Below are 23,050 nucleotides of genomic sequence, written 5' to 3' on the forward strand. Positions count from 1 at the left end.
GAACACACAGTCATCCGAGCAGTCAAGGAGTCGACATGCCTCGCGGATCCAGCCCCAAGCGGGAACGCCAGTACGAGCACATCAAGGAAAGCGCTGAACAGCGCGGCGAGAGCGGCAAGCGCGCCAAGGAGATCGCCGCCAGGACCGTCAACAAGGAGCGCGCCCGCTCCGGCGAGTCCAAGACCGCCAGCAAGAGCTCCACGCAGGACATGTCGTCCTCCAAGCGCGGCGGCCAGCGCTCCCACAGCGGCTCCCAGGGCCCCACGTACGACCAGTTGTACGCGGAGGCCCAGCGCCGCAACATCCACGGCCGCTCCGACATGAACAAGGCGCAGCTCCAGCGCGCACTCGGCCGCTGAGCCGATCGGATCACCGGACAGACGCATCACCGAAACCGACGGACACCGGCCCCGGGGTGGGACGCCAGACGCGTCCCACCCGGCCGTCGGTGTCGAGGGAGCCGAAAACCGCCTGGTGAGACGCCTGGTACGGGCGGGGGGACGCTGGAGGTGTCGACGGCCTGCCGACGGGCACCCGGCGCACATGAACGCAACGCGGACTACCGGCGGATCGTATTGGATCGACACCGCTCCCGGCACTCCGTATCCCCCTCTGGACGGGGATACCGAAGCAGACGTGGTCGTCGTCGGAGCGGGCATCGCGGGCCTCAGCACCGGGCGTGAACTCGCACGTGCCGGGCTGAGCGTGGTCGTCGTCGAGGCCGGTCGGATCGCCCAGGGCGTCACCGGCCACACCACGGCCAAACTCACGGCACTGCACTCACTGGCCTACGACCGGTTGCTGCGTACCCGTGGCGCGGAGGCCGCCCGCCTGTACGCGCGGTCGCAGACCGACGCCATCGAGCACGCCGCCCACCTCGTGGACGAGCTGGGCATCGACTGCGACTGGGAGCGCGTCCCCGCGTACACCTATCTGCGCGACACCCACCGCACCGGCGAACTGCGCGCCGAGGCGGAGGCGGCACGTGCAGCGGGACTGCCCGCCGAATTCGTGACGGAGACGGGTCTGCCCTACCCGGTGGCAGGTGCCGTACGGCTGGCGGACCAGGCCCAGTTCCACCCGCGCACATACCTGCTGGCTCTCGCGGACGACCTGTGCGCCCACGGCGGCCGGATCCACGAGAACACCACTGTCGTGGACCTGGACGAGGGGGAACCCTGCCGGGTGACCACCGGGGCCGGAGCGACGGTGACCGCCCGCGACGTCGTGGTGGCCACCCACTACCCCGTCTTCGACCGGGCTCTGCTGTTCACGCGCCTGGCCACCCACCGCGAACTCGTCGTCGCCGCCCCGATCGCGGCCGACCGCGACCCGGAGGGCATGTACATCACCCCGGAACTCAACACCCGCTCGGTGCGCACCGCGCCCTACGAAGACGGCCGACGGCTGCTCATCGTCACCGGCGAGAGTTTCACCCCCGGCGCGCAGGGCACCCCCGCCCGGTTCGACCGGCTCGCCGACTGGGCCCAGCAGCACTTCCCGGGCATCACCGCTACCCATCGCTGGGCCGCCCAGGACACCGACCCTACGGACCAGGTGCCGCTGGTCGGCCGCCTCCACCCGAGGGCCTCCCATACGTATGTGGCCACCGGGTTCGGCGGCTGGGGCATGAGCGGCGGGATCATGGCCGGCCGTCTGCTCACCGGGTTGATCACCGGTGAACGGCTGCCGTGGAGCGACCTGTACGACCCGACCCGCATCCTCAGCGCCGTGCGCCAGGCACCCGCGTTCCTGCACCACCAGACCAAGGTCGCCCGGCACTTCGTCGGTGACCGGCTGCGCCCGCCGCAGGTCAAGGGCGTCTCCGACATCGAACCGGACAGCGGCGCCGTGGTGCGTGTCGACGGCGAGCGGTGTGCCGTCTACCGCGACGAGAAGGGCGAGGCGCACGCCGTGTCGGCGCGCTGCACCCATCTGGGCTGTCTGGTCTCCTTCAACAGCGCGGAGCGCACCTGGGAGTGCCCCTGCCACGGGTCCCGCTTCGACACGGACGGAAAGGTCGTCCAGGGCCCGGCGACGCGTCCACTGGATCCCCGGAAGCTGTGAGCGACGTCCGGCGCGCGCTTGGGCCCCACGCGTACTTCGGCCCCATGGGACTTCCCATGGGGCCGAAGTACGCGCGGCTCAGTGCCGCAACGGCGGGCGGTTCCAGTGGCGGTGGGCGGCCACGGCCTCGATGAAGCTCCGGGTGAACTCCTCACCGTCACCGGACGACGGGGCCGAAGCGGTCGCGACGACTCCCTGCTCGTCGGCGGGGACACCCAGGCGCTCCAGCAGCGCCACCGACGAACCCAGCGCCCCGATCGGTTTGCCGTGGCGGTAGGCGTCCCGGACGAAGCGCACGACCGCCTCCTCGGCGAGCAGCGGCGACTGGCCGGGCGGCCCGTCCGGCAGCAGCACCGCGTCGTAGAGAACCGAGGCGACCGTCGGCAGGGCCCGGTCGACGACGTAACCGCTGCCGTCCAGACCGGTGATCTTGCCGTCGTGCGGCGCGATGGCCTCCACGGTCGCACCGCGCGAGGTCAGCGCCTCGCGGATCGGTGCGAGGTGTTCCGTCTCCAGGCCGTCGGCCACCAGCAGGGCGATCTTCCGGGTGCGGATGGAGCCGTCGCCGCGCAGGGACTCCAGACTGAGCGCGGGCGAACTCCCCTTGTGGAGAGCGCCGTTCTGCTGCGGCGCCGGGACACCGATGCCCTCGGCCACCGCCGTGGCCAGCCCCCCGTCCACCGACGCCAGCACCTCGACGGTACGGGCCCGTACGCTCATCGCCTCGACCTTGCCGAGTTCGAAGCGGAAGGCGTCGACGATGTGCTGCTTCTCCCAGTCGCTCATGCTGTTCCAGAACAGCGCCGCCTGGCTGTAGTGGTCCTGGAAACTGGCGCTGCGGCGCCGGATCGTCTCCCCGTCCACGCGCTCCACATGGTGGCGGTAGGCACCCGCGGCCGCTCCCGCGACGGCCGGGCAGCCACCGCCGAGCGAGTTGGGCGTGTAGCTGGTCCTGCCGGAGTGGACAGCGCTCTGGTGCGGGCCGTCGCGGTGGTTGGTCCGTACGGGGGCGACGGGCCGGTTCACCGGCAGCTGGGCGAAGTTGGGGCCGCCCAGGCGCAGCAGCTGGGTGTCCAGATAGGAGAAGTTCCGCGCCTGGAGCAGCGGGTCGTTGGTGAAGTCGATGCCCGGCACCACGTTGGCGGTGTGGAAGGCGACCTGTTCGGTCTCCGCGAAGAAGTTCTCGGGGTTGCGGTCCAGGACCATCCGGCCGATGGGCCGCACGGGCACCTGCTCCTCCGGGATCAGCTTGGTGGCGTCCAGCAGATCGAAGTCGAAGGCGAACTCGTCGTCCTCCGGCACCAGTTGGACGCCCAGCTCCCACTCGGGGAAGTCGCCCTCCTCGATGGCCTGCCACAGGTCACGGCGGTTGAAGTCCGGATCGCGCCCCTGGCACTCCTGGGCCTCGTCCCAGACGAGCGACTGGACACCGAGCTTGGGCTTCCAGTGGAACTTCACGAAGGTCCCGTTGCCCTCCGCGTCCACGAAGCGGAAGGTGTGCACCCCGAACCCCTGCATCATCCGGTAGCTGCGCGGAATGGCACGGTCGGACATCAGCCACATGATGGCGTGCAGCGTCTCGGGCTGGAGGGACACGAAGTCCCACAGCGTGTCGTGCGCGGAGGCGCCGGTGGGGATCTCGTTGTGCGGCTCGGGCTTCAGCGCGTGGACGAAATCGGGAAACTTGATGCCGTCCTGGATGAAGAAGACCGGCACATTGTTGCCCACGAGGTCGTAATTGCCCTGCGAGGTATAGAACTTGGTGGCGAAGCCGCGTATGTCCCGTACGGTGTCGGCGGAGCCGCGCGGGCCCTGCACGGTCGAGAACCGGACGAACACCGGGGTCTTGACGTCGGGATCCTGGAGGAACGCGGCCTGGGTGAAGTCCGCACACGACTCGTACGGCTGGAAATACCCGTACGCGCCGGCGCCCCGCGCGTGCACCACGCGCTCCGGGATCCGCTCGTGGTCGAAGTGGGTGAGCTTCTCCCGGAAGTGGAAGTCCTCCAGGAGGGTGGGCCCGCGCTCACCGACCCGCAAGGAGTCGTCGGTGTGGTCCACCACGACTCCCTGGTCGGTGGTCAGCGGGCCCGACGCGGGGTCCTCGGCCTGGTGGGCGTCGCGCTGTACGCGCTGGGCGTCGGTCACCTGGCGGTCCTCTCGGCCTTGTCGAACTCCTTGGTGAGCGCCTCGCAGAAGGCCGGCAGGTCGTCCGGCTTACGGCTGGTGATCAGGGTGTTCGGTCCGTGGTCGCAGACCTTCACCTGCTCGTCCACCCAGTCGCCGCCGGCGTTGCGGATGTCGGTCCGCAGGCTCGGCCAGGACGTCAGCACCCGCCCGCGCACCACATCGGCCTCCACCAGCGTCCAGGGCGCGTGGCAGATCGCCGCCACCGGCTTGCCCGCGTCGAAGAACGCCTTGGTGAACGCCACGGCCTTCTCGTCCGTCCGCAGGAAGTCGGGGTTGGCGACGCCGCCGGGCAGGACGAGGCCGTCGAAGTCCGCCACGTCCGCCTCGCCGACCACCTCGTCGACGGGGAACGTGTCCCCCTTGTCGAGGTGCTCGAAGGCCTGGATCTCCCCCTTCTCGGTGGAGACCAGCACGGGCACGCCGCCGGTGGCGTGCACCGCCTGCCACGGGTCGGTCAGCTCTATCTGCTCCACGCCTTCCGGCGCGACGAGGAATGCGATCCGCATGTGTGCTCGGTCCTTTCCGTGTGGGTGGCGCCGCGCCGGTCGGGGCGTGGCGCCGGTCCGTGCTCTCCGGCGCGTCAGCTCGACAGGACTTCGAGGAGGTCGCCCACCTGCGGCGAGGGCAGGGAGCGCGCCACGTCGGCCAGGGCGACCATGCCGACCAGGGTGTGGCCGTCGATGACGGGCAGCCGCCGGACCTGGTGGGCCTTCATCGTCGCGAAGACCTCGGCCACGTCGTCGTCGGCGCCGATGGTGACGGCCTCACCCTGGGCGAGGTCACCGGCGGTGGTCTCGGCGGGGTCCTTGCCGGCGCCGAGCACCTTGACGACGATGTCACGGTCGGTGATCACGCCCTTCAGCCGGTTGTCGGCGCCGCAGATGGGCAGCGACCCCACGCCCAGCTCCGTGAGCTTGACGGCGGCGTCCAGGACGGACTTCTGGGCCGCGGCGCACTCCGCGCCGGGCGTCATGATGTCGCGTGCGGTGGTCATGTGCTTGCTCCTCGCTCCAATGCGGGTGGATGGGTCGATGGCCGCCGGGTGCCCGCTCCACCCCGACGGACACGCGGGGGACGTGCCGGGTCCAAGACGGCGTGCCAGCCGGTCTCACCCACCGGCGGGACCGCGACCCCCACGATCACGGTCGTCCGCCGGTGGTTCCTCCCGGTCCCCGGCCCGCCGGGTACCGGAGTTTCCGAAGCCGGACAGTCTGTGCGGGGTCAACCGGTCGGTGTCACGCGGCACGTCGTCCGGCTCGCGGCGCTCGACGATCTCGCCCACCGGCCCCGAGTCGGGCAGCCGGGGCTGCTCCTCGGGGCGCGGCACCCGGGCGCGCCTGCGCTGCTGCCCGCGCCACACCAGCGCGATGAGCAGCGCCACGATGATCACACCAACGACGAAAGGGGCCACGCCGACCGCCAGGTCGCGGCCCGCTGCCAGTTCTGTACTGCGCAAGGTCATGACTGCCGGGTACCCGGCAGATCTCCCCGAAACGGGGTGTTCCGCCAAACGTGCCGTACAGGGCATCGCCTTCAGGCCGTAAGCCCCTACGGTGTCGAGCCGTACGGCCCCTCTTCGCCCCAGCCCGGACCCACGGGCGGTGAATACGGTTCACACTACCCGCACAGGGGTACCCGGAGGCCATGATCACGTTTGGGGTCGAAGAAGAGTATCTCCTGGTGCATCCCACCACCGGACTGCCGGTCGCCCGCTCCGAGGGCGTACGGGCCGCCGCCGGCCTGGGCCCCGCCGTCGACGAGGAGGAACTCCAGCCCGAACTGCTCCAGGCGCAGGTCGAGGTCGCGACCCCGGTCTGTGTGACCCTGGAGGAGATCGGCGGCCATCTGCTGCGTCTGCGCCACGCCCTCGGGTCCGCCGCCGAGGGCCTCGGCTGCCGGCTGGCGGCCGTGGGCGCCGCCCCGGCCGTGGGCGCCGCCCCCGTGCCCGTCACCGAGCGCCCCCGCTATCTGGCCATGCACACCGACGCGGGGCAACTCGTCGACGAGCAGCTGATCAACGGTATGCATGTGCACGTCGGCGTACCCGACCGCGAGGTGGGCGTCGCCGTGCTCAACCGTATCCGCGTCTGGCTGCCCACGCTCCTGGCGATGTCGGTCAACTCCCCCCTCTGGGAGGGCCGCAGCACCGGATTCGCCAGCTGGCGCACTCTCGTCTTCAGTCGCTGGCCCGTCAGCGGCCCGCCGCCGTACTTCACCGGCCTCGAGGACTACGAGAGCCGCGCACGTGCCCTGAAGGCGGCCGGGGCCATCATGGACAACGGCCAGCTGTACTGGCACGCGCGGCTGAGCGAGCACTTCCCCACGGTCGAAGTCCGCTGCCTCGACGTGCAGTTGAGAGCCGACGACGCGGTGCTGCTCGCCGGCATCGTACGGGCCCTGGTGACCACCGCGATGCGCGAGCAGAAGGAAGGCGTACCCATCCCGGAGTGCCCGGGCGAGCTCCTTCAGGCCGCCACCTGGCGCGCGGCCCGCGACGGCCTGTCCGGCAAGCTGGTCGCCCCCGACGGAGAGCTGCGCAGCTGCGGTGACGTGCTGTGCATGCTCACCCAGCACATCGGCCCCGCCCTCGAGGCGGCCGGCGACTCCCGCGAAGTGAACGCCCTGCTCCACCGGTTGCTGCGGGAGGGGACGGGTGCGGACCGGCAGCGGAAGGCGTTCGCCGAGGGCGGGCTGCCCGCGGTGCGCGATCTGATCACGAGCCAGAGTCTGCTGGCGTGAGCCGTCCTGGGTTGTCGACGTGAGTCGTCCTGAGTTGGCGACGGGCGTCGATGGGTGACGTCACCCACTCCGCAACTGGAGCTGCACATCCACTTCCTGGTCGCCCGAGGCCGTACCGTCGTCACTCACCTCGAAGGCCCGGCTCAGCGTGGAGCGCAGCCGCCCCACCGCCCTGGGGCCGCCCTGCATGTTGACGATGACGCTCTCCTCCAGGGCCACCGGATCCACCTCGTCAGGGAGGTGGGAGGTGTCGACCATCACGGTCCACACGGTCGGATGCGCGGCGAGGTGCCGCGTGGAAGGAACCGTCACCCCCCGCTCGGAGGGGAACCACCGGTCCAGGCTCACGAGCACCGCCTCGGCGTCCTCGGGCGAGCAACCACCGAGGACCAGGTGTACGTGCTGCGCCGACGGCACATCGGTACCGAGGGTGGATTCCATGATCCGCCCCTCCTCACTCTTGGCCCCCTGGCCTCCCGCGAGTACCCGCACCACGTGGATGAAACGGCACCCCGGTCAGCTCAGCAGCCGCAGCACGGCCTCCTCGATGGGCCCCTGGGTCGCCGGGTGACCGTAGTGCGCCCCCTCACCGAGGCCGCCGAGGTCCTTCGCGATGGTGTGCCCCTCCTCGTACAGCTCGATGACCCGCGGATCGATGTACGAGGAGCGGCACACCGCGGGGGTGTTGCCGAGGTAGTGGCTCACCTCGCGCACCACTCGCACCACGGCCCGGCGCTGTGCCGTCCGCGAGTGCCGCGCCACGGGCTCGGAGACCGCCAGGCCGACGGCGGCGAGGACGGTGGCGTGCCAGGTGCGGAAGTCCTTGGCGGTGATCTCGACACGGGACAGCCTTCGCAGGCAGTCGTTGAGGTCCGCGCTGTGCACCTCGTGCCAGGCCCGCCCCTCCCAGTACGCGAACAGCCGCGCTCCTTCGCTCTTGCGCCGCAGCAGCGCCCGTACCGTGTCGTACGCGGGCTGGTCGACCAGGGCCCGCGTCTGCCGCTTGGCGCCTTTGGCCGGGTAGGAGAAGCAGATCTGTCCGCGCTCGCACGCGGCGTGCTCGCGCAGCATGGTGGTGAGTCCGTAGGTGTGGTTCTCGCGCGCGTAGTTCTCGCTCCCCACCCGGAAGAAGCCGAGATCGAGGAGGCGCACGGCGCACGCGAGCACCCGGTCCCGGCCGAGTCCGCGACCGGCGAGGTCCTTGGCCACATGCTTGCGCAGCCGGGGCAGCGCCTCGGCCACCTCGCGTACGTGGGCGTGTTTGGCCTCGTCCTGACGGGCCCGGAACTCCTCGTGGTAGAGGTACTGGCGCCGGCCCGCGTCGTCCGTGCCGACCGCCTGGAGGTGTCCGTTGGGCCACGGGCAGATCCATACGTCGGTCCAGGCCGGCGGGATGGCGAGCGCCCGCAGTCGGCGCAGCTCGTCCAGGTCGCTGAGGGCCGTCCCGTCCCTGCCGAGGTAGCGAAAGCCCCGGCCGTGGCGCACCCGGCGCAGGCCCGGGCCGTGGGGATCGCTGGTCCGCAGCCGCATCCGGCCTCCTCGAACGACGACGCGCACAGGCACGTACACACGCACACCCGGACGCGCACCCGGACCAAACCCCCTGGCCCGGTCGGCGCCGCGTCCTCGCAGGTACCCCCTGCCCCGGCGCCGCACACCCCCGCGCGTCGTTCCGCATACCGGCCGAGTGAGGACGTGGGAGCGGGGTACCCGCTCTGCTCAGACGACCCCGATAGGCACCCGAGACACAGGAGGCAGTGCATGTCGCAGGTAGAGCAGTCCGTCGAGGTGGACGTGCCGGTCCGTACGGTGTACGACCAGTGGACCCAGTTCGAGTCCTTCCCCCGGTTCATGGACGGGGTGGAACGCATCGAGCAGCGCACCTCGACCCTCACCCACTGGGTGACGAACGTGGACGGGGTGAAGCGGGAGTTCGACGCCGAGATCACCGAGCAGATCCCCGACGAGCGGGTCGCGTGGACGACGGTGAGCGGTGACGTACGGCAGGCCGGGGTGGTCACCTTCCACCGGATCAGCGACACCACCACGAAGGTGATGCTCCAGATGGAGTTCGACCCCGAGGGCCTGGCGGAGACCGTCGGCGACAAACTCGGCTTCGTCAAGCGCCGGGTGACGGGCGATCTGAAGCGCTTCAAGGAGTTCATCGAGGGGCGCGGGAGTGAGACCGGGGCGTGGCGCGGCCAGGTGTGAGACGCGGGCGCGGCGCGGCCCGGTGTGAGACCGGGGCGCCCCGCGATGGGGGACCCACCTGGGGAGGCTCGGCACAGGGACTACCGGGCCTCCCCCACCCAGTCCTCGGGCAGCAGCGGCGCGGGGATGAGCGCGGCGAAGGCGACTTGCGCCATGGCCTGGAAAGCCAGGGGTTCGGGGGTACTGGCGGCCATGAGCGGCCAGGCGAATACGCTCAGGGCGATCGCCAGCAGCACGCGGAACCGGACCACGTCCATGCGGCGATGCACGGTCACGGCACAGACCGCGACGAGCAGGGTCGGGACAGCGACGATCAGGTGCAGGCCGGCCCCCACCCTCATGCTCTCCAGGAACGACAGGTCCCACCCGGCCGTATGCGTGATGGCGATCCAGGCCACGACGTACAGCAGCAGATACGTCGCCACGCATCGCCCCATACGTCCGAGTACGCGCCCCACTCTGCGCTCGGTCATCTCGTCGACGGACACACCACACCCCCGCGTCGCATAATTTGAACGCGTTCAATCTAGCGTGTGAACAGGCCCGTCGGCGACAACTCCCGGCAAGGGGGCCTGTGTCGATATTCACTACGCACCAGACGGAAAACGTCCTACCGTGGCGCGGTGAAGACTCAGATGATCATCCTCAACGGTGGCTCCAGCTCGGGGAAGTCCGGGCTCGTCCGGTGCCTTCAGGAGGTGCTGCCGGATCCGTGGCTGGCGTTCGGGTGTGACGCTTTCGTCGACGCCCTGCCCGCCACGATGCAGGCCTCGGACGACGGGATCGCCATCGCCGAGGACGGTGGGGTGAGCATCGGCGCGGACTTCCTGGCGCTGGAGGCGGCGTGGCGGGAAGGCGTCGTGGCGATGGTCCGCGCGGGCGCCCGGGTCATCATCGACGACGTCTTCCTGGGCGGGTCCGACTCGCAGCGGCGATGGCAGAAGGCCCTGGGCGAGCTGGAAGACGCGGCCGTGCTGTGGGTCGGCGTCCGGTGTGACGCCTCGGTCGCCGCGGGGCGTGAGCTCGCACGCGGAGATCGTGTGCGGGGCATGGCCGCGGCGCAGGCGACCATGGTGCACGAGGGCGTCTCGTACGACCTGGAGGTGGACACCACGCACACCGAGTCCCTGGTGTGCGCGCGCACCATCGCCGCCCGCGTCGGCTGATCAGTCGGCGCGGCCCGTCGCCGCCACCGTCACGCCGAGACCGATCATCGCGATCCCGCCCGCGCCGCCGACCATCGAGAGGCGGCGGTCCGAGCGGGCGAGCCACGAGCGGGCCGCCGCGGCGCCCAGGCCCCACAAGGTGTCCGTGATCATGCCGATGCCTACGGGGACCAGACCCAGCACCATCATCTGGAGCGGGACGTGGCCCGCCGAGTGGTTCACGAACTGCGGGAGCACCGCCGCGAAGAACACCACGCCCTTCGGGTTGGTGACGCCCACGAAGATGCCGTCCAGCACGGTGCGCAGATCACCGCGCCGCTCCCCCTCGGGGGCCGCCATGTCCGCCGCGCGCATCTCCTTGCGATGCCGGAACGCCTGCACCCCGAGGTGGACGAGATACACCGCCCCGGCCAGCTTCACACCCAGGAAGAGCGTCGCCGAACTCTCCACCAGCGCGCCCAGGCCCCAGGCCACGGCGACCACCAGGAGATACGAACCGACCAGGTTGCCCAAGACCGTGGCGAGCGCCACGCGTCGGCCGTGCGCGAGGGCCCGTCCGATCACGAACAGCACGCTCGGCCCCGGAATCACGATCACCAGCAGCGACATCGCCGCGAACGCGAGCAGGCTCTCCGTGGACACCATGTATCCGCCACCCCCTGTGCTTGTCCCAGAGGTCATGGAAACAGACGAAGGCCCCTGCGCTCTAGGCACATCCACCCACCGATATCAGCGCGCACAGACAGCCACCTCCCCTGTACGCATCAGGGCTCGGGCCGCCGAGCGCCGTCCCGCCTCGTCACGCATCGGACAGGATGGCGGCGCCCTCACGTCAGGCTCGCCGCCTGCTCCCCCGCCTTCCCCGGCATCGCCGCGCGCCGCGGAAGCAGCAGTGGCGTGGCCAGGAGCAGGATTCCGGCGGCCGCTATCGCGGTGCGGGGGCTGGTGGCGCTGGCCAGCAGGCCCCAGCCGGCGGTGAGCGTCGCGATGGCGGCGCTGCTGCTGATCGACCACGCGGCGAGAGTACGGGTGACCTTGGCGGGGTCGGTGTGTTCGAGCCGATACGTGGCCAGCACCGGGTTGAAGAGGCCGCAGCAGGTGACCAGGCCGAGTTGGACGGTGACGATCAGCACGATCCCGGCGACGCCCGGCCCGACGAACGCCAGCCCGACGGGCCAGCACGCACGCAGCACCCCGGCGGTGAACAGCACCCTGTGCTGCCCGAACCGGGCCGTGAGCGGGCGTGCGAGGCGGGAGCCGATCAGGCCCCCGACGCACGGGGACGCGAAGACGAGACCGTACTGCCAGGGCGCGAAGCCGAGGTCGCCGAGCAGGAGGACGGCCATCAGCGGCTCGGCGGCCATGATCAGGCCGTTGACCGCGAGGGTGTTCAGGAACAGCGGGCGCAGGGTGGGGTGGGCGAGGATGTGGCGCCACCCCGCGAGCAGGTCGCCCGCTCGCAGCCGGGCTGCCGCCTTCGGTGCGGGGTGCGGTTCGGTCCCGCCGATGGCACGGATGCCCAGGGCCGAGAGCAGATAGCTGACGGCGTCGGCGACGACGGTCGTCACCGGGCCGAGCAGCCCGATCGCGGCCCCGCCGAGCGGCGGTCCGACGGTGGTCGCGGTCCATGTCGTGGACTCGAACCGGCTGTTCGCGACGAGCAGGTCCCGCTGCGGCACCAGCGCCTTGAGGTAGGCGCCGCTCGCCGCCTTGAACGCGATGTCGGCGGCGGCCGTGACGACGGAGACGACGAGCAGTTGGGTGAAGCTCAGCCCGCCGAGCGCGAAGGCGACCGGGACGGTCATCAGCGCCGCGAACCGCACCAGATCCATCGCGATCATCACCGGCCGCTTGCGGCGGAACTCCATCCACGGCCCGAGCGGCACCGCGATCAGCGCGCCCACCGCCCGCCCGGCGGCGGCCAGCACCGCCACCTGGGCCGGCCCCGCGTGCAGGACGAGGACCGCGATCAGGGGAAACGCACCGAACCCGAACCCCGTACCGTACGCGCTCACCGCGTACGCCGCCCACAGCCACCCGAACCGCCGCCCCAGCGCCCGTCTGCCCCTCATACCCGGCGCACCTCTCCCCCGTCCGCGGACAACCCCGTGCTGACCGCCACCATCCAAGCGAGTGGCGTACGCCGAGATCAAACAACCGGCCGGGCGCCAAGCCACAACACCGCTCCCGACACGACAACGCCGGGATGCCCATGGCACCCCGGCGCGATGTCGAAGGCGAGGAAAGCGAACGGACTAGCTCAATGGGATGGGAGAAGGAAGCCCGTTCATGGCCTCGCACAGCTCACAGTAACAGTCACCCGGGGATCAGGTCGCGCAGGTTTTCCGGGGTCAGGACGCGCGAGTCGGGGTGCAGGCCCTCCGGGCGTTCCAGGCCGATGTACGTGACGGGGCCCTCGGGCACCGACGCGCCGTCCCACAGCGTGGTGGCCGTCGCCCGGTCCGCCATCAGGCCCGTGAGGTAGCGCACCGTGAGGTGTTCGCGCTCCGCGAGGCCCCGGAGCAGGGTGGCTACCGAGACCTGGTTGCCCTCCACCCGGTTGGAGCTCGGGGTGCCCCTGAGATACAGGTGCAGCCACTTCGCGTACCAGCGGCCGTCGTCGCCGCGGACGAACGTCAGCGGCATCGCCACACGGCCCGGGCCGCGCAGCTCCGACTTCATCCGTACCGTACGCGGCTCGAAGGGGCGCCCCTTCTGCTCGGCGTCGCGCAGCATGAAACCGAAGAACGACTCCTCGACCTGCTCGAACCCCTCTCCCGAGAAGATGTAGACCTGCGGGACGACATGCGTGCCGCGCACGGCGCCGAGGCGCAGGTTGATGAACTCCGAGGCGCCCTCGGCCGCGTCCGTGATGTCACCGGAGTGCTCGCCTTCGAGCTCGGTGAGCGCGGTGTACGAGAGCCACGCCACGGTCTCGTACGAGGCGTCCAGCATCAGCGCCGAAAGGTCGAAGTCGGTGCTGCGGGCGGTCTGCTTCCAGTGGACGAAGAACCGCAGCAGCTCGCCGTCGACCCGGGACAGCGAGCCACGGGGCAGCACCCCGAGACCGGCCGCTGTCGCCTTGCCGCTGAGCGGCAGCGCCACGTCGAGGACCTCGGGGTCGATCAGCAGGTGCCCGGGCGCGGGCAGACGGCGGCGCGTCTCGGCGTCGAGGGCGGCGATCAGACGCTCACGCTCGGCCTCGGGCACGGGCGGGCGGGTGTCGTCGCTCACCCAGGCACGGCCGAGGCGGTTGATGAAGACCCGGCGCGCGCCCCCGGGGTCCGCGCGGTTGTGGAGGTGCTCGCGCGTCGACAGGACGACCCGGCCGGACACCCGGGGGGCGCCCCGCTCGGCGGCCGCCACCACCGCGTCCCGCTCCTCCTGGGTGGCACACACGCGCAGCAGATGGTCCAGCGCGCGGAACAGCTTGCCCGGTGCCGACTCCAGCAGCCGTGTCGCCCCCAGGACGTCGCCCGCGCCGAGCAGCTCCGCCACCCGGCTGTCGAGCGAGCGGGCCTCCTTCTCGCCCCGGGCCACGGCGAACACATCGGCGGCGTGCGGCCAGCGCGTCGCGTACTCGTGCGCGTGCAGCCGCTCGCCCAGACGCTTGAACGCCTCGCGGTGCGCGGCCACGTCGGCGAGCTTGGCCGGGGAGGCGCAGACCACCGCGTCGAGACCGGCCAGCAGCGCGCGGCGCACGGCGCGCGACGGCGAGCGGAAACGGGTCGGCTCCAGGAGCGTCACATCGCCGCCCGACAGCGCGCAGGCCAGCCGGAGCACATCGGTGACGGTGTCCACGAGGAGCCCCGCACCGGCCTCCAGCCGGGCCCGGTTGACCACGGCACGGTTCTCCCGGACCGGTATCTCCCCGGGCTGCGGCCCGTCCACGCAGTGCTCGGCGAGCGCGGCCAGGTCGGCCAGCCCCTCGTCGCCCAGCGGTGTGGTGCTCCCGGCCAGCGCCAGGTACAGGGCGCTGACCTCCTCGTCCAGGGCTGCGCCCAGGTGCAGGACGGTCAGGCGGTCACCGGCCGCCGCGATCAACTCGTCGTGCGCGGCGAGCAGCTGCGCGTACGTGTGCTGGTAACCGCCGTACGCCGGAAGGGTCAGCAGGTCGAGGACGCCCGTGCTCAGCTGGGCGAGCACGCTGTCGCGCGAGGCGTCGTCGGTGAGCGCCTCGCTGACGCACCGCGTCCAGAAGTCCAGGGTGTCGGGCACATGGGCCGGAAAGTCGATGAAGTAGGCATTGTGCTGGACGTGGTCGCCCACCATCGCGCGGACCGTGTCCAGCGTCCTCACCGCGGTGTCCACGACCGTTCCCTCGGACAGGGCCGACAGATGGCCCAGTGCCTCGGCCGACAGCTTGAATCCCACCGACATCAGTATGGCGTCGAACTGCCGCGCCGCGACAGCACCTTGACCCGCGGGTCCGCAGGGGGCGGGGAGGCGGTGGGTGTGCCGGATGACCAGGGGTTCGAAACGGTGGACCATCCCGGGATGATCCCAGAGCCGTACGAACCGGCGCACTCGTGTTTTCGAACGGCCGGGGCGGCGCATCGCCTCGGGCAGGGGCCCGGCCGCGCAGCTGCCCATGGTTCGAGAGGCCTCCCCTGGGTCAGCCGGTGCCTCCCGCGCGCCCCGCCGCGCCGAACTCACCCAAGCGGCATGAAACGACCAGGTTTTCGATTCGGGCGGCAGGGCAAGCGCGCATCGTGCTTCGGACCGGAGGCACGCCCGCAGGACACGTGTGTCCCGGCGGCGCCTTCTCCGGAAGACGCCCTGGGTTCACGAGGTTCGACGGCGGTCCCACACCCCCGACGTGAAGGAGCCCGTGCCATGCCCACGACCCGTACACGCAAGCGCGCCCACACCGACGCCCCCGACACCGTCGACGCCTTCGCCCGCCTCAACGCCCTCGGCGACGGTCCCGAACACGACGCGCTGCGCGAGGAACTGGTGGCCCGGTGGATGCCGATGGCCCAGCGTCTGGCCGGCAAGTACCGCGACCGCGGCGCCGAGCTGGAGGACCTGTACCAGGTCGCGGCGATGGGCCTGGTGAAGGCCGTCGACCGGTACGAGGCGGCCCGCGGCGCGTTCGAGGCGTACGCGGTGCCCACCATCAACGGTGAGCTCAAGCGCCACTTCCGCGACTCCCTGTGGGCCGTGCACGTGCCGCGCCGGGTCCAGGAGGCGCGCAACAAGGTCCGCGCGGCGCGCCGCGACCTCCAGGCCGTGCGCCCGGGTGAACCCACCATCGCCGAGCTCGCCGCGCACTGCGGACTCGGGGAGGACGACGTCCGGGACGGCCTCGAGGCCCTGGAGTCCTTCAAGAGCCTCTCGCTGGAGGCCGAGTCCGGGGGCAGCGACGGGGACGGACTGGCGCTGGCCGACACCCTGGGGACGACCGAGTCCGGCTATGACGCCGTCGTCGACCGGGAGGCGGTCAAGCCCGCTCTGCGGGCCCTGCCCGAGCGCGAGTCGAAGATCCTCTACATGCGGTTCTTCGACGACATGACCCAGAGCCAGATCGCCGCCGAGCTCGGTATATCCCAGATGCACGTCTCCCGGCTCCTCAGCCGCACCTGCACCCGGGTGCGCCGTGAGGCCCTGGCCGGATACCGCGACGCCGCCTGAGCCCGGGCGCCGGCTCCTGGGAGCACGCCGTACGCGCACTTCTGCCGGCCCGCGCCCCCGGAGGGGGGTACGGGCATGCCGCGAGCACGCCGGGCTCCCGCGCGGGCGTTCACCCGGAGGGAGCACCGGAACATGCCCCGGTGACGTACCGGCTCGAAGAATGAAGGGTCACCGGCGTTGCGGCGCGCCCCCGGCAGAGAGGCCCTCCCCATGCCAGGACCCACTCGGCGACCTCCCGGTCCGCGCCGTGGCCACGCCCGGACCGACCAGCTGCTCCGCACCCTGCTGCGGCGCCGCAAGCGGACGCTGAGCAGCGCGGACGTCACGGTCGCCGACCGGCCCCAGGTGCGCCGCGCGGTGACGGCGGCAGCCCTCGGCAACACCATGGAGTGGTTCGACTTCGGGGTCTACGCCTATCTGGCCGGGACCATGGGCAAGGTCTTCTTCCCGGCGAGCTCTCCGGGCGTCCAGGTGGTCTCGACGTTCGCGACCTTCGCCGCAGCCTTCCTGGTCCGGCCGCTCGGCGGGCTGGTGTTCGGCCCCCTCGGCGACCGTATCGGCCGCCAGAAAGTACTCGCGGCAACCATGATCATGATGGCGGCGAGCACCTTCGCGGTCGGCTTCCTGCCCACGTACGCGGCGGTCGGCGTCGCCGCACCCCTGCTGCTCCTGCTCTGCCGGCTGGTGCAGGGCTTCTCGACCGGCGGCGAGTACGCGGGCGCCACCACGTACATCGCGGAGTACGCGCCCGACCGGCGCCGGGGATTCCTCGGCAGCTGGCTCGACTTCGGCACGTTCGTCGGCTACGCCCTGGGCTCCGGCCTGGTCACCGTCCTCACGGCCACGCTCGGCACGCAGGGTCTCGAGGACTGGGGGTGGCGCATCCCGTTCTTCGTCGCGGGGCCGCTCGGCCTCATCGGTCTGTACATGCGGCTGAAGCTGGAGGAGACCCCGGCCTTCAAGAAGGAGGCCGCCTACGCGGCGGCCGAGGGCGAAGAGGGCGCGGTGGCGGAAGCGGCTCCCACGGCCCGGGACACCCTCAAGGAGATCTTCACCCAGCACTGGCACGCGGTGCTCATCTGCATGGGTCTGGTCCTGCTGTACAACGTCACCAACTACATGGTGACCTCGTACCTCCCCACGTACATGACCGTCGCGCTGGGCCAGAACGACACCACGGCGCAGCTGCTGGTGCTGTGCACCATGCTGCTCGTGGTCCTCACCATCACCACCGTGGGCCACACCTCGGACCGCTGGGGCCGCCGGCCGGTCTTCCTCGCGGGCAGTGTGGCCCTCGTCGTGCTGGCGGTGCCGGCGTTCCTCCTCATCCGCCAGGGCGGCATCCTGCTTCCGGCGCTGGGGTGCGCGATCCTGGGCCTGCTCCTGGTCTGCTTCGCGGGCACCGCGGCCTCCACGCTGCCCGCGCTGTTCCCCACCCGGCTGCGCTACGGCGCCCTGTCCATCGCCTTCAACATCTCGGTGTCGCTGTTCGGCGGTACGACCCCGCTGTTCGCGTCCGCGCTGGTGGAGGTGACGGGCAACGACCTGGTCCCGGCCTACTACCTGATGGTGGCCGGCGTCATCGGCTTCGTCTCCACGCTGTTCCTGCACGAGACGGCGGGCAAACCGCTGCGCGGGTCCGGCCCGATGGTCGAGACGGCGGGCGAGGCGCAGCGCGTCGTCGCCCACAGCCGCACGGCGGCCGGCCGCCAGGCCCGGGACATCTGGATCCGGCTGCGCCACCCCTGGGCGCACCACCCGCCCGAGGACCGCCGCGACTGACCGACCCCGGTCAGCCGGTGACCGGGTGGGCCGAGCGGCCGTCCGCGTCGCCGGTGACACCGCGAGAGCCTCAGTCCGTCTCGGTCTCGCGCAGGGCCTCGGCCGCCCCGCTGGAGAGTTCCACCCGTACGAGCGCGGCGGCCAGCCTGGGCAGGTCCTCGGCCGCGACGAGCCGCGCCAGGCCCTCGGGCGAGTCGGGAAGCCCCAGCTCACCGGCGGCGTGGCGGGCGCGGGTGTCGAAGGCGGGACGCAGCTCGGGCCATACGCCCTGGGCTTCCCGGCAGAAGATGCCGGCCCCCACCGGCCCGATCCGCGGGACCTCCTGCAACAGCTCCCGCACCCGGTCCGGGTCGCCGTCGGCCTCCTCGCGCAGTCGCCGCAGGTCTCCGTGGTACCGGTCCAGTACGAGCTCGGCCCCGGCGCCGAGGGCGGTGGAGGTGCTCTCGTCGTAGCGGCGGTAGTGCGCACGGCCGAGTGCGTCTACCCGGGCCTGCCAGGTGGCCGCGGCCATCGCCTTCGGCGTCCGCATCCCGGCCCCGAACAGCTCGCGGGCCGCGGCCACCGCGATGTCCGCCTTGATACGGACCGAGAACAGCACGCAGAGGGTGAGCAGTTGGTACAGCGGCGCCGGTGTGTCCCGCAGCCGGATGCCCGCTTCCTCGGCGTGGGTCGTGCCGTACTCGTCCAGCAGGTGCTTCGCCGTCACTCGCGGTGCCATGGCGCTCCTCCCTGTCTATCTGTCACTGCGCGCCCCCCGTTTCACGCCCTACGCGGTGCCCTCGCGGACGATGACGACCGGGCACGCGGCGTGCTGGGCGCACTGGAGGCTGACCGAGCCGAGCAGCAGCCGGGCGAAGCCGCCCCGGCCACGGCTGCCGACCACCAGGAGCTCCGCGCCCTCCGCCGCGCCGATCAGCACCTCTGCCGGGTTGCCACGGACAATGTGGCTGGTCAGGGCCACATCCACGGCCTCACCCAGTACGGAGACGAGCTCGTCGGCGAGATCTCGCCGCGCCTGCTCCTCGTCGAGGTCCGCGTCCACCGCCGGAGCGGACCAGCCCGCCGCCCCGGGCACGTCGTAGGCCGCCACCGCGTCCACGGTCGCGTGGATGAGCCGGGCGTGGTTCACCGCCCACCGCAGGGCCTCGTGGGACGCCTCGGAACCGTCGACACCCACCACCAGGCGAGGAAAGTCACTGTTGGTATCCATGGCCGCACACCTTCTCCAGGACTGACGCCCGAGGTGTGTCCGCGCACAAGGGCCAGGGCGCGCCAGTCCTCTCTAGTCGCGCGAGTACCCCTCGCCCCGGCTGTTACACACGCGGCGGCGCGCCGGTGACGGTGCCGGGTTCGCCGGGCGGAAACAGCCAGAGGGACAGATTCCGCTTTCGTCATGTACCTGTTGAGATCATGACATACCGGATACACTCCACAGGTCCGGTCGGCCGGTCGAGTGGGTGGGGACATGACGGAGACACCGAACGACACGTACATAGACCTCTCGGGCCTCGGGCTCACCACGTCCTATCTGCTGCCCTCGGGGAGCCCGATGCCGGCGGCCGTCCACGGGGTGAACCTCGCGCTCCCCAAACCGCTATGGGTGTCGATCGGGGCGGGCGGACCCGAGTACCTCGACGCCGCCCTCCTGTTCGGGCTGCGCCAGGGCGGCCGGCTGGTCCTGGGCGGGGCGGTCACCGGTGCGCCCGTCGTCGCCGCCGTGCGCCAGATCGCGCTGGAGCGGATCGCGGCCACCCTCCAGCAGAACCTCGCCCAGCAGACCCCGCCCTCGACGTCCACCTCCTCCACGGACGAGGTGGACGTCGAGGAGAAGCCGTCGGGGCGCGGGCGCTGGGAGGACTCCGACGAGGAGGCGACCGCCGCGCCACCGCCGCGGCAGCAGCCCGTACGGCAGACGCCGGCCGCGCGGCCACCTCAGCAGCAAGCCCCTCGGGGTCCGACGGCGCAGGAGATCGGCGCGCGGATGGCGCCGGGGCAGCGGTTCGTGACACCGCGCGGGCGCGCCTGCCACTTCAGCGAACGGGGCGACAGCGCCGTACGGCACTTCGGCGAGTACCTGGCCTCACGGAAGGAGCAGACCGCCGTCTTCTTCTCCAACGTACGGCGCTACTCGCCCCTGGAGTACTGGGAGACCCTCCTGGCCATGTGCGACACGGCGATCGACCTGCACGCGATGGGCGCGGCGCGGGACGGGCAGAACTGCGTGGTCATGGATGCCGACGGGCGCCCGTGGACCATCGGCATCGTCCAGGCCGAACGCGAGTACCGGCTGACCCACGCGCACTTCGAGAACTACCAGAACAGCTGACACCCGAGGTACGAAGAGGGCGGGGCCCGCTCTTCGTTCGCGCGGCCGATGGTGTACGAAGTCCTTCGTGAACGAACAGATCCAGCCCTCGACCGTCCGTGTGTTCATAGCGCTCGCCCCGCCCGACGAGGCGAAGGAGGAGCTGGCGCGGGAGCTGCGGCCGGCCTACTCCAGCTATCCGCGGCTGCGCTGGAACCGTATCGAGGACTGGCACATCACACTGGCGTTCCTGGGCGAGCTCCCGGTGGCGGCCGTTCCCCTCCTTCAGCCGCCGCTCGCGGAGCTCGCGGCGGCGAGCCACCCCCTGGAACTGGCGCTGCGCGGTGCCGGACACTTCGACGAGCGCGTGCTGTGGAGCGGGATCGAGGGCGACCTCAACGGGCTGCACCTGCTCACCAAGGAGGTCCGCGACGTGATCAGGGCGTGCGGGATCGCCTTCGAGGACCGGCCGCTGCGCCCGCATCTGACGCTGGCCCGCGCACGCCGCGACGACACCTCCAGCGTGGTGGAACTCGCCGCCGCACTCGCCCCCTTCACCGGTCGGCCGTGGCGGACGGAGCGCCTGCACCTGGTCGCCAGCAACATCGGCCGGGGGCCAGGACCCATCCACTACCGGGACATCGAGGCATGGCACCTGGGCGGGCAGCCGTCCTGACGGCTCGGGGGCGCGTGGCGGCTCGGTTCACGCCGGGGCGCGTGCGCGCCGCGACTTGACGGTGTGTCACCTTCTCCTTTTGGTCAAGCATTGAACTTCCGCGTTCGGCTGGCCGGATCCAACCGCCAGAGTGTGGTCTCCGGCCGAAAACCGACCGTACACGCAGTACATCCGCACATCCCGGCACCCCGCGCGCATCGCGGAGGCGCCGTGAACAGGGGGGCTCACATGTCTTCTCGCCGCACCGCCCACGTCCTCGCGCTCGCCCTGGCCGCCGGGGGCATCACCGGCGCGGTGGCCGTCCCCGCCACGGCCACGACGGTGGCTCGTTCGCCGATCACGCTCGGAGCGATCCAGTACGACAGCCCCGGGCGCGACGACCGTTCCCAGCGGTCCCTGAACGCCGAATGGGTCACCGTCACCAACACCGGCAGCGGCGCGGTCAACCTGCGGGGGTGGACCCTGACCGACCGCTCCCGCCACACCTACACCTTCGGCGGTCTGCGCCTCGCCGGACACCAGTCCGTGAGAGTCCACACCGGCATCGGCCGCGACTCCGGACACGACGTCCACCAGAACCGCCGCGACTACGTCTGGAACAACTCGGGCGACACCGCGACCCTGCGCGACAACCACCAGCACGTCGTCGCCACCCGGTCCTGGGGCCGCCGCTGACCACCACGGGCCGGTGCCGCCGCCACGGCGCCGGGGAGGAGGAGGCCGGCACCCCCGAGTTCGCGGGGGTGCCGGCCGGCCCGGTGGCACGCTCAGCCCGCCAGGCGCGCCATCCACTCCTCGACCTCGTCGGCCGAGCGCGGCAGCCCCGCCGAGAGGTTCTCGTGGCCGTCGGCGGTGACCAGCAGGTCGTCCTCGATGCGGACACCGATGCCGCGCCACTCCTCGGGCACGGTGAGGTCGTCGGGCTGGAAGTAGAGGCCGGGCTCGACGGTGAGCACCATGCCCGGCTCCAGGGCGCCGTCGACGTACTCCTCGTTGCGGGCGTGGGCGCAGTCGTGGACGTCCAGGCCCAGCATGTGGCCGGTGCCCGCCATCGTGAAGCGGCGCTGGAGGCCGAGTTCGTACGCGCGCTCCGCCGGGCCCTCGATGAAGCCCCACTCGACGAGCCGGGCGGCCAGGTGGCGCTGGGCGGCCTCGTGGAAGTCGCGGTAGGCGGCGCCGGGCTTGACGGCCGCGAACCCGGCCTCCTGGGCCTCGTACACCGCGTCGTACACCTTGCGCTGCACGGCCGTGAAGGTGCCGTTGATGGGGAGGGTGCGGGTGACGTCGGCGGTGTACAGGCTGTGCGTCTCCACACCGGCGTCGAGCAGGAGCAGCTCCCCCGGGCGGACCGGGCCGTCGTTGTCCGTCCAGTGCATGATCGTGGCGTGCTCGCCCGCGGCGCAGATGGAGCCGTAGCCGAGCGCGTTGCCCTCCAGGCGCGCGCGACGGAAGAACGTGCCCTCGATCCACCGCTCGGAGGTGGCGACCGCCTGGGAGAGCTCGCCGACCACGTCGGTGAAGCCGCGCACCGTGGAGTCGACGGCCTTGCGCATCTCGCCGATCTCCCAGTCGTCCTTGACCAGGCGGAGGTCGCTGAGCACCTCCTCCAGCTCGTCGTCGCGGTCCTCGTCGGTGGCGACGGCGGCCTCCAGGGCGGGGTCGACGCCCCGGACGATCCGCGTCGGCACACCGGAGGCGGCCAGGTCGTCGGCGAGCGTCCGCACGTCCCGGCAGGGCAGTCCGAGCACGAGCTCCGACTCGGCGAGGGAGCGGCGCCGACCCATCCACAGCTCGGCCGTGTAGCCGATCCAGAACTCGTCGGTGTCCCTGCTGTCCCGGGCGAGCTGGTAGCAGTGGGCGTCGTGGCCGCCGTCCGCCCGCGGTTCGAGGACGAGCGCGCAGTCGCGGGCCTGGTCGCCGGTCATGTGGACGTATCCGGTGTACGCCCGGAACGGGTAACTGTCGTCGTTGGAGCGGGTCTTGAGGTTGCCCGAGGGGATCACCAGACGCTCTCCCGGGAAGCGCGCGGAGAGCGCCGCGCGGCGGGCGGCGGCGTACGGGGCCTGCGCGTCGGGCACGAGGTCGTGCCGCTCGGTGTCCGCCCACCCGGTCCGCATCAGCGCGGACAGCTCCTCGGAGATCCCTGAGTAGAGACCGTTCTTCCGGCCTTTCGCCACGGCGTACACCTTCCCCTGAACGACGTCTGTGGGTGCCTTTCCCGCGGGACGGTACTCCGCGCCGCGCGCCCCGGGCGCCGAGGAGTGCCACTGGCACGGATCG

At 71.5% G+C, this 23,050-nt stretch carries 23 protein-coding genes; 10 read left to right on the plus strand and 13 right to left on the minus strand.

What is annotated here, in order from left to right; translation table 11 throughout:
• Positions 1–35: 35 nt before the first annotated feature.
• Together ABD236_RS12280 and ABD236_RS12285 are read left to right on the plus strand one after the other, a co-directional pair.
• Positions 36–359 (plus strand): plasmid stabilization protein, encoded by a 324-nt coding sequence (locus ABD236_RS12280; protein ID WP_344073525.1) that lies wholly within the window; start codon positions 36–38, stop codon positions 357–359.
• 184 nt (positions 360–543) lie between these two features.
• The gene (locus tag ABD236_RS12285; protein ID WP_344073527.1) at positions 544–2,067 is read left to right on the plus strand and encodes an FAD-dependent oxidoreductase; all 1,524 of its coding nucleotides are present in this window, start codon (positions 544–546) and stop codon (positions 2,065–2,067) included.
• 78 nt (positions 2,068–2,145) lie between these two features.
• Here ABD236_RS12285 and ABD236_RS12290 read toward each other — a convergent pair whose 3' ends face one another.
• From ABD236_RS12290 to ABD236_RS12305, 4 genes are all read right to left on the minus strand, one after another.
• Complete coding sequence (locus ABD236_RS12290; RefSeq protein WP_344073529.1) at positions 2,146–4,215, minus strand: catalase; 2,070 nt, start codon at positions 4,213–4,215, stop codon at positions 2,146–2,148.
• On the minus strand, positions 4,212–4,763 hold the full coding sequence (locus ABD236_RS12295; RefSeq protein WP_344073531.1) for a type 1 glutamine amidotransferase domain-containing protein: 552 nt from the start codon (positions 4,761–4,763) through the stop codon (positions 4,212–4,214). Before ABD236_RS12295 ends, ABD236_RS12290 begins: the two co-directional genes overlap by 4 nt.
• A 74-nt stretch (positions 4,764–4,837) precedes the next feature.
• Positions 4,838–5,251 (minus strand): CBS domain-containing protein, encoded by a 414-nt coding sequence (locus ABD236_RS12300; protein ID WP_344073533.1) that lies wholly within the window; start codon positions 5,249–5,251, stop codon positions 4,838–4,840.
• Positions 5,252–5,365: 114 nt separating this feature from the next.
• Entirely contained in the window at positions 5,366–5,719 is a 354-nt protein-coding gene (locus tag ABD236_RS12305; RefSeq protein WP_344073535.1) for a DUF6479 family protein, read from the minus strand.
• A 182-nt stretch (positions 5,720–5,901) separates the two neighbouring features.
• Between ABD236_RS12305 and ABD236_RS12310 the strand changes: the two genes are divergently transcribed.
• Entirely contained in the window at positions 5,902–6,996 is a 1,095-nt protein-coding gene (locus tag ABD236_RS12310; protein ID WP_344073539.1) for a carboxylate-amine ligase, read from the plus strand.
• 60 nt (positions 6,997–7,056) lie between these two features.
• Here the strand turns inward: ABD236_RS12310 and ABD236_RS12315 are convergent, their stop codons facing one another.
• Entirely contained in the window at positions 7,057–7,437 is a 381-nt protein-coding gene (locus ABD236_RS12315) for a hypothetical protein (RefSeq protein ID WP_344073541.1), read from the minus strand.
• Positions 7,438–7,512: 75 nt separating this feature from the next.
• Positions 7,513–8,526 carry a DNA topoisomerase IB gene (locus tag ABD236_RS12320; RefSeq protein ID WP_344073543.1) on the minus strand — a complete coding sequence of 338 codons (1,014 nt, stop codon included), beginning with the start codon at positions 8,524–8,526 and terminating at the stop codon, positions 7,513–7,515.
• Positions 8,527–8,757: 231 nt separating this feature from the next.
• Between ABD236_RS12320 and ABD236_RS12325 the strand changes: the two genes are divergently transcribed.
• Positions 8,758–9,207: an SRPBCC family protein gene (locus ABD236_RS12325; RefSeq protein ID WP_344073545.1), complete on the plus strand. Its 450-nt coding sequence runs from the start codon at positions 8,758–8,760 to the stop codon at positions 9,205–9,207.
• Positions 9,208–9,287: 80 nt separating this feature from the next.
• Here the strand turns inward: ABD236_RS12325 and ABD236_RS12330 are convergent, their stop codons facing one another.
• Positions 9,288–9,632, minus strand: a complete 345-nt coding sequence (locus tag ABD236_RS12330) for a hypothetical protein (RefSeq protein WP_344073547.1) — start codon at positions 9,630–9,632, stop codon at positions 9,288–9,290.
• 210 nt (positions 9,633–9,842) lie between these two features.
• Between ABD236_RS12330 and cpt the strand changes: the two genes are divergently transcribed.
• On the plus strand, positions 9,843–10,373 hold the full coding sequence (cpt, locus tag ABD236_RS12335) for a chloramphenicol phosphotransferase CPT (RefSeq protein ID WP_344074217.1): 531 nt from the start codon (positions 9,843–9,845) through the stop codon (positions 10,371–10,373).
• On the opposite strand, the gene ABD236_RS12340 is transcribed toward cpt, so the two are convergent.
• From ABD236_RS12340 to ABD236_RS12350, 3 genes are all read right to left on the minus strand, one after another.
• Complete coding sequence (locus ABD236_RS12340) at positions 10,374–11,018, minus strand: LysE family translocator (RefSeq protein WP_344073549.1); 645 nt, start codon at positions 11,016–11,018, stop codon at positions 10,374–10,376.
• 182 nt (positions 11,019–11,200) lie between these two features.
• Positions 11,201–12,445: an MFS transporter gene (locus tag ABD236_RS12345; protein WP_344073551.1), complete on the minus strand. Its 1,245-nt coding sequence runs from the start codon at positions 12,443–12,445 to the stop codon at positions 11,201–11,203.
• A 244-nt stretch (positions 12,446–12,689) separates the two neighbouring features.
• The gene (locus tag ABD236_RS12350) at positions 12,690–14,864 is read right to left on the minus strand and encodes a TerD family protein (protein ID WP_344073554.1); all 2,175 of its coding nucleotides are present in this window, start codon (positions 14,862–14,864) and stop codon (positions 12,690–12,692) included.
• A 345-nt stretch (positions 14,865–15,209) separates the two neighbouring features.
• Between ABD236_RS12350 and ABD236_RS12355 the strand changes: the two genes are divergently transcribed.
• Together ABD236_RS12355 and proP are read left to right on the plus strand one after the other, a co-directional pair.
• Positions 15,210–16,007, plus strand: coding sequence for a SigB/SigF/SigG family RNA polymerase sigma factor (locus ABD236_RS12355; protein WP_344073556.1), 798 nt, complete (start codon positions 15,210–15,212; stop codon positions 16,005–16,007).
• Between the two features lie 270 nt (positions 16,008–16,277).
• Positions 16,278–17,789 carry a glycine betaine/L-proline transporter ProP gene (gene proP, locus ABD236_RS12360; RefSeq protein WP_344074218.1) on the plus strand — a complete coding sequence of 504 codons (1,512 nt, stop codon included), beginning with the start codon at positions 16,278–16,280 and terminating at the stop codon, positions 17,787–17,789.
• A gap of 70 nt (positions 17,790–17,859) precedes the next feature.
• On the opposite strand, the gene ABD236_RS12365 is transcribed toward proP, so the two are convergent.
• Together ABD236_RS12365 and ABD236_RS12370 are read right to left on the minus strand one after the other, a co-directional pair.
• Positions 17,860–18,507 (minus strand): HhH-GDP family DNA glycosylase, encoded by a 648-nt coding sequence (locus tag ABD236_RS12365; protein WP_344073558.1) that lies wholly within the window; start codon positions 18,505–18,507, stop codon positions 17,860–17,862.
• 48 nt (positions 18,508–18,555) lie between these two features.
• On the minus strand, positions 18,556–18,999 hold the full coding sequence (locus tag ABD236_RS12370; RefSeq protein WP_344073560.1) for a universal stress protein: 444 nt from the start codon (positions 18,997–18,999) through the stop codon (positions 18,556–18,558).
• 255 nt (positions 19,000–19,254) lie between these two features.
• Between ABD236_RS12370 and ABD236_RS12375 the strand changes: the two genes are divergently transcribed.
• The 3 genes from ABD236_RS12375 (at position 19,255) to ABD236_RS12385 (ending at position 21,445) form a co-directional block, all read left to right on the plus strand.
• Positions 19,255–20,115, plus strand: a complete 861-nt coding sequence (locus ABD236_RS12375) for a hypothetical protein (RefSeq protein WP_344073563.1) — start codon at positions 19,255–19,257, stop codon at positions 20,113–20,115.
• A 67-nt stretch (positions 20,116–20,182) separates the two neighbouring features.
• Complete coding sequence (gene thpR, locus ABD236_RS12380) at positions 20,183–20,770, plus strand: RNA 2',3'-cyclic phosphodiesterase (protein ID WP_344073565.1); 588 nt, start codon at positions 20,183–20,185, stop codon at positions 20,768–20,770.
• A gap of 228 nt (positions 20,771–20,998) precedes the next feature.
• On the plus strand, positions 20,999–21,445 hold the full coding sequence (locus ABD236_RS12385) for a lamin tail domain-containing protein (RefSeq protein WP_344073567.1): 447 nt from the start codon (positions 20,999–21,001) through the stop codon (positions 21,443–21,445).
• A gap of 92 nt (positions 21,446–21,537) precedes the next feature.
• Here ABD236_RS12385 and ABD236_RS12390 read toward each other — a convergent pair whose 3' ends face one another.
• Entirely contained in the window at positions 21,538–22,947 is a 1,410-nt protein-coding gene (locus tag ABD236_RS12390; RefSeq protein ID WP_344073570.1) for an aminopeptidase P family protein, read from the minus strand.
• Positions 22,948–23,050: the final 103 nt, after the last annotated feature.

This window comes from Streptomyces crystallinus (genome assembly GCF_039521265.1).
GTDB classification, from domain to species: Bacteria; Actinomycetota; Actinomycetes; order Streptomycetales; family Streptomycetaceae; genus Streptomyces; species Streptomyces crystallinus.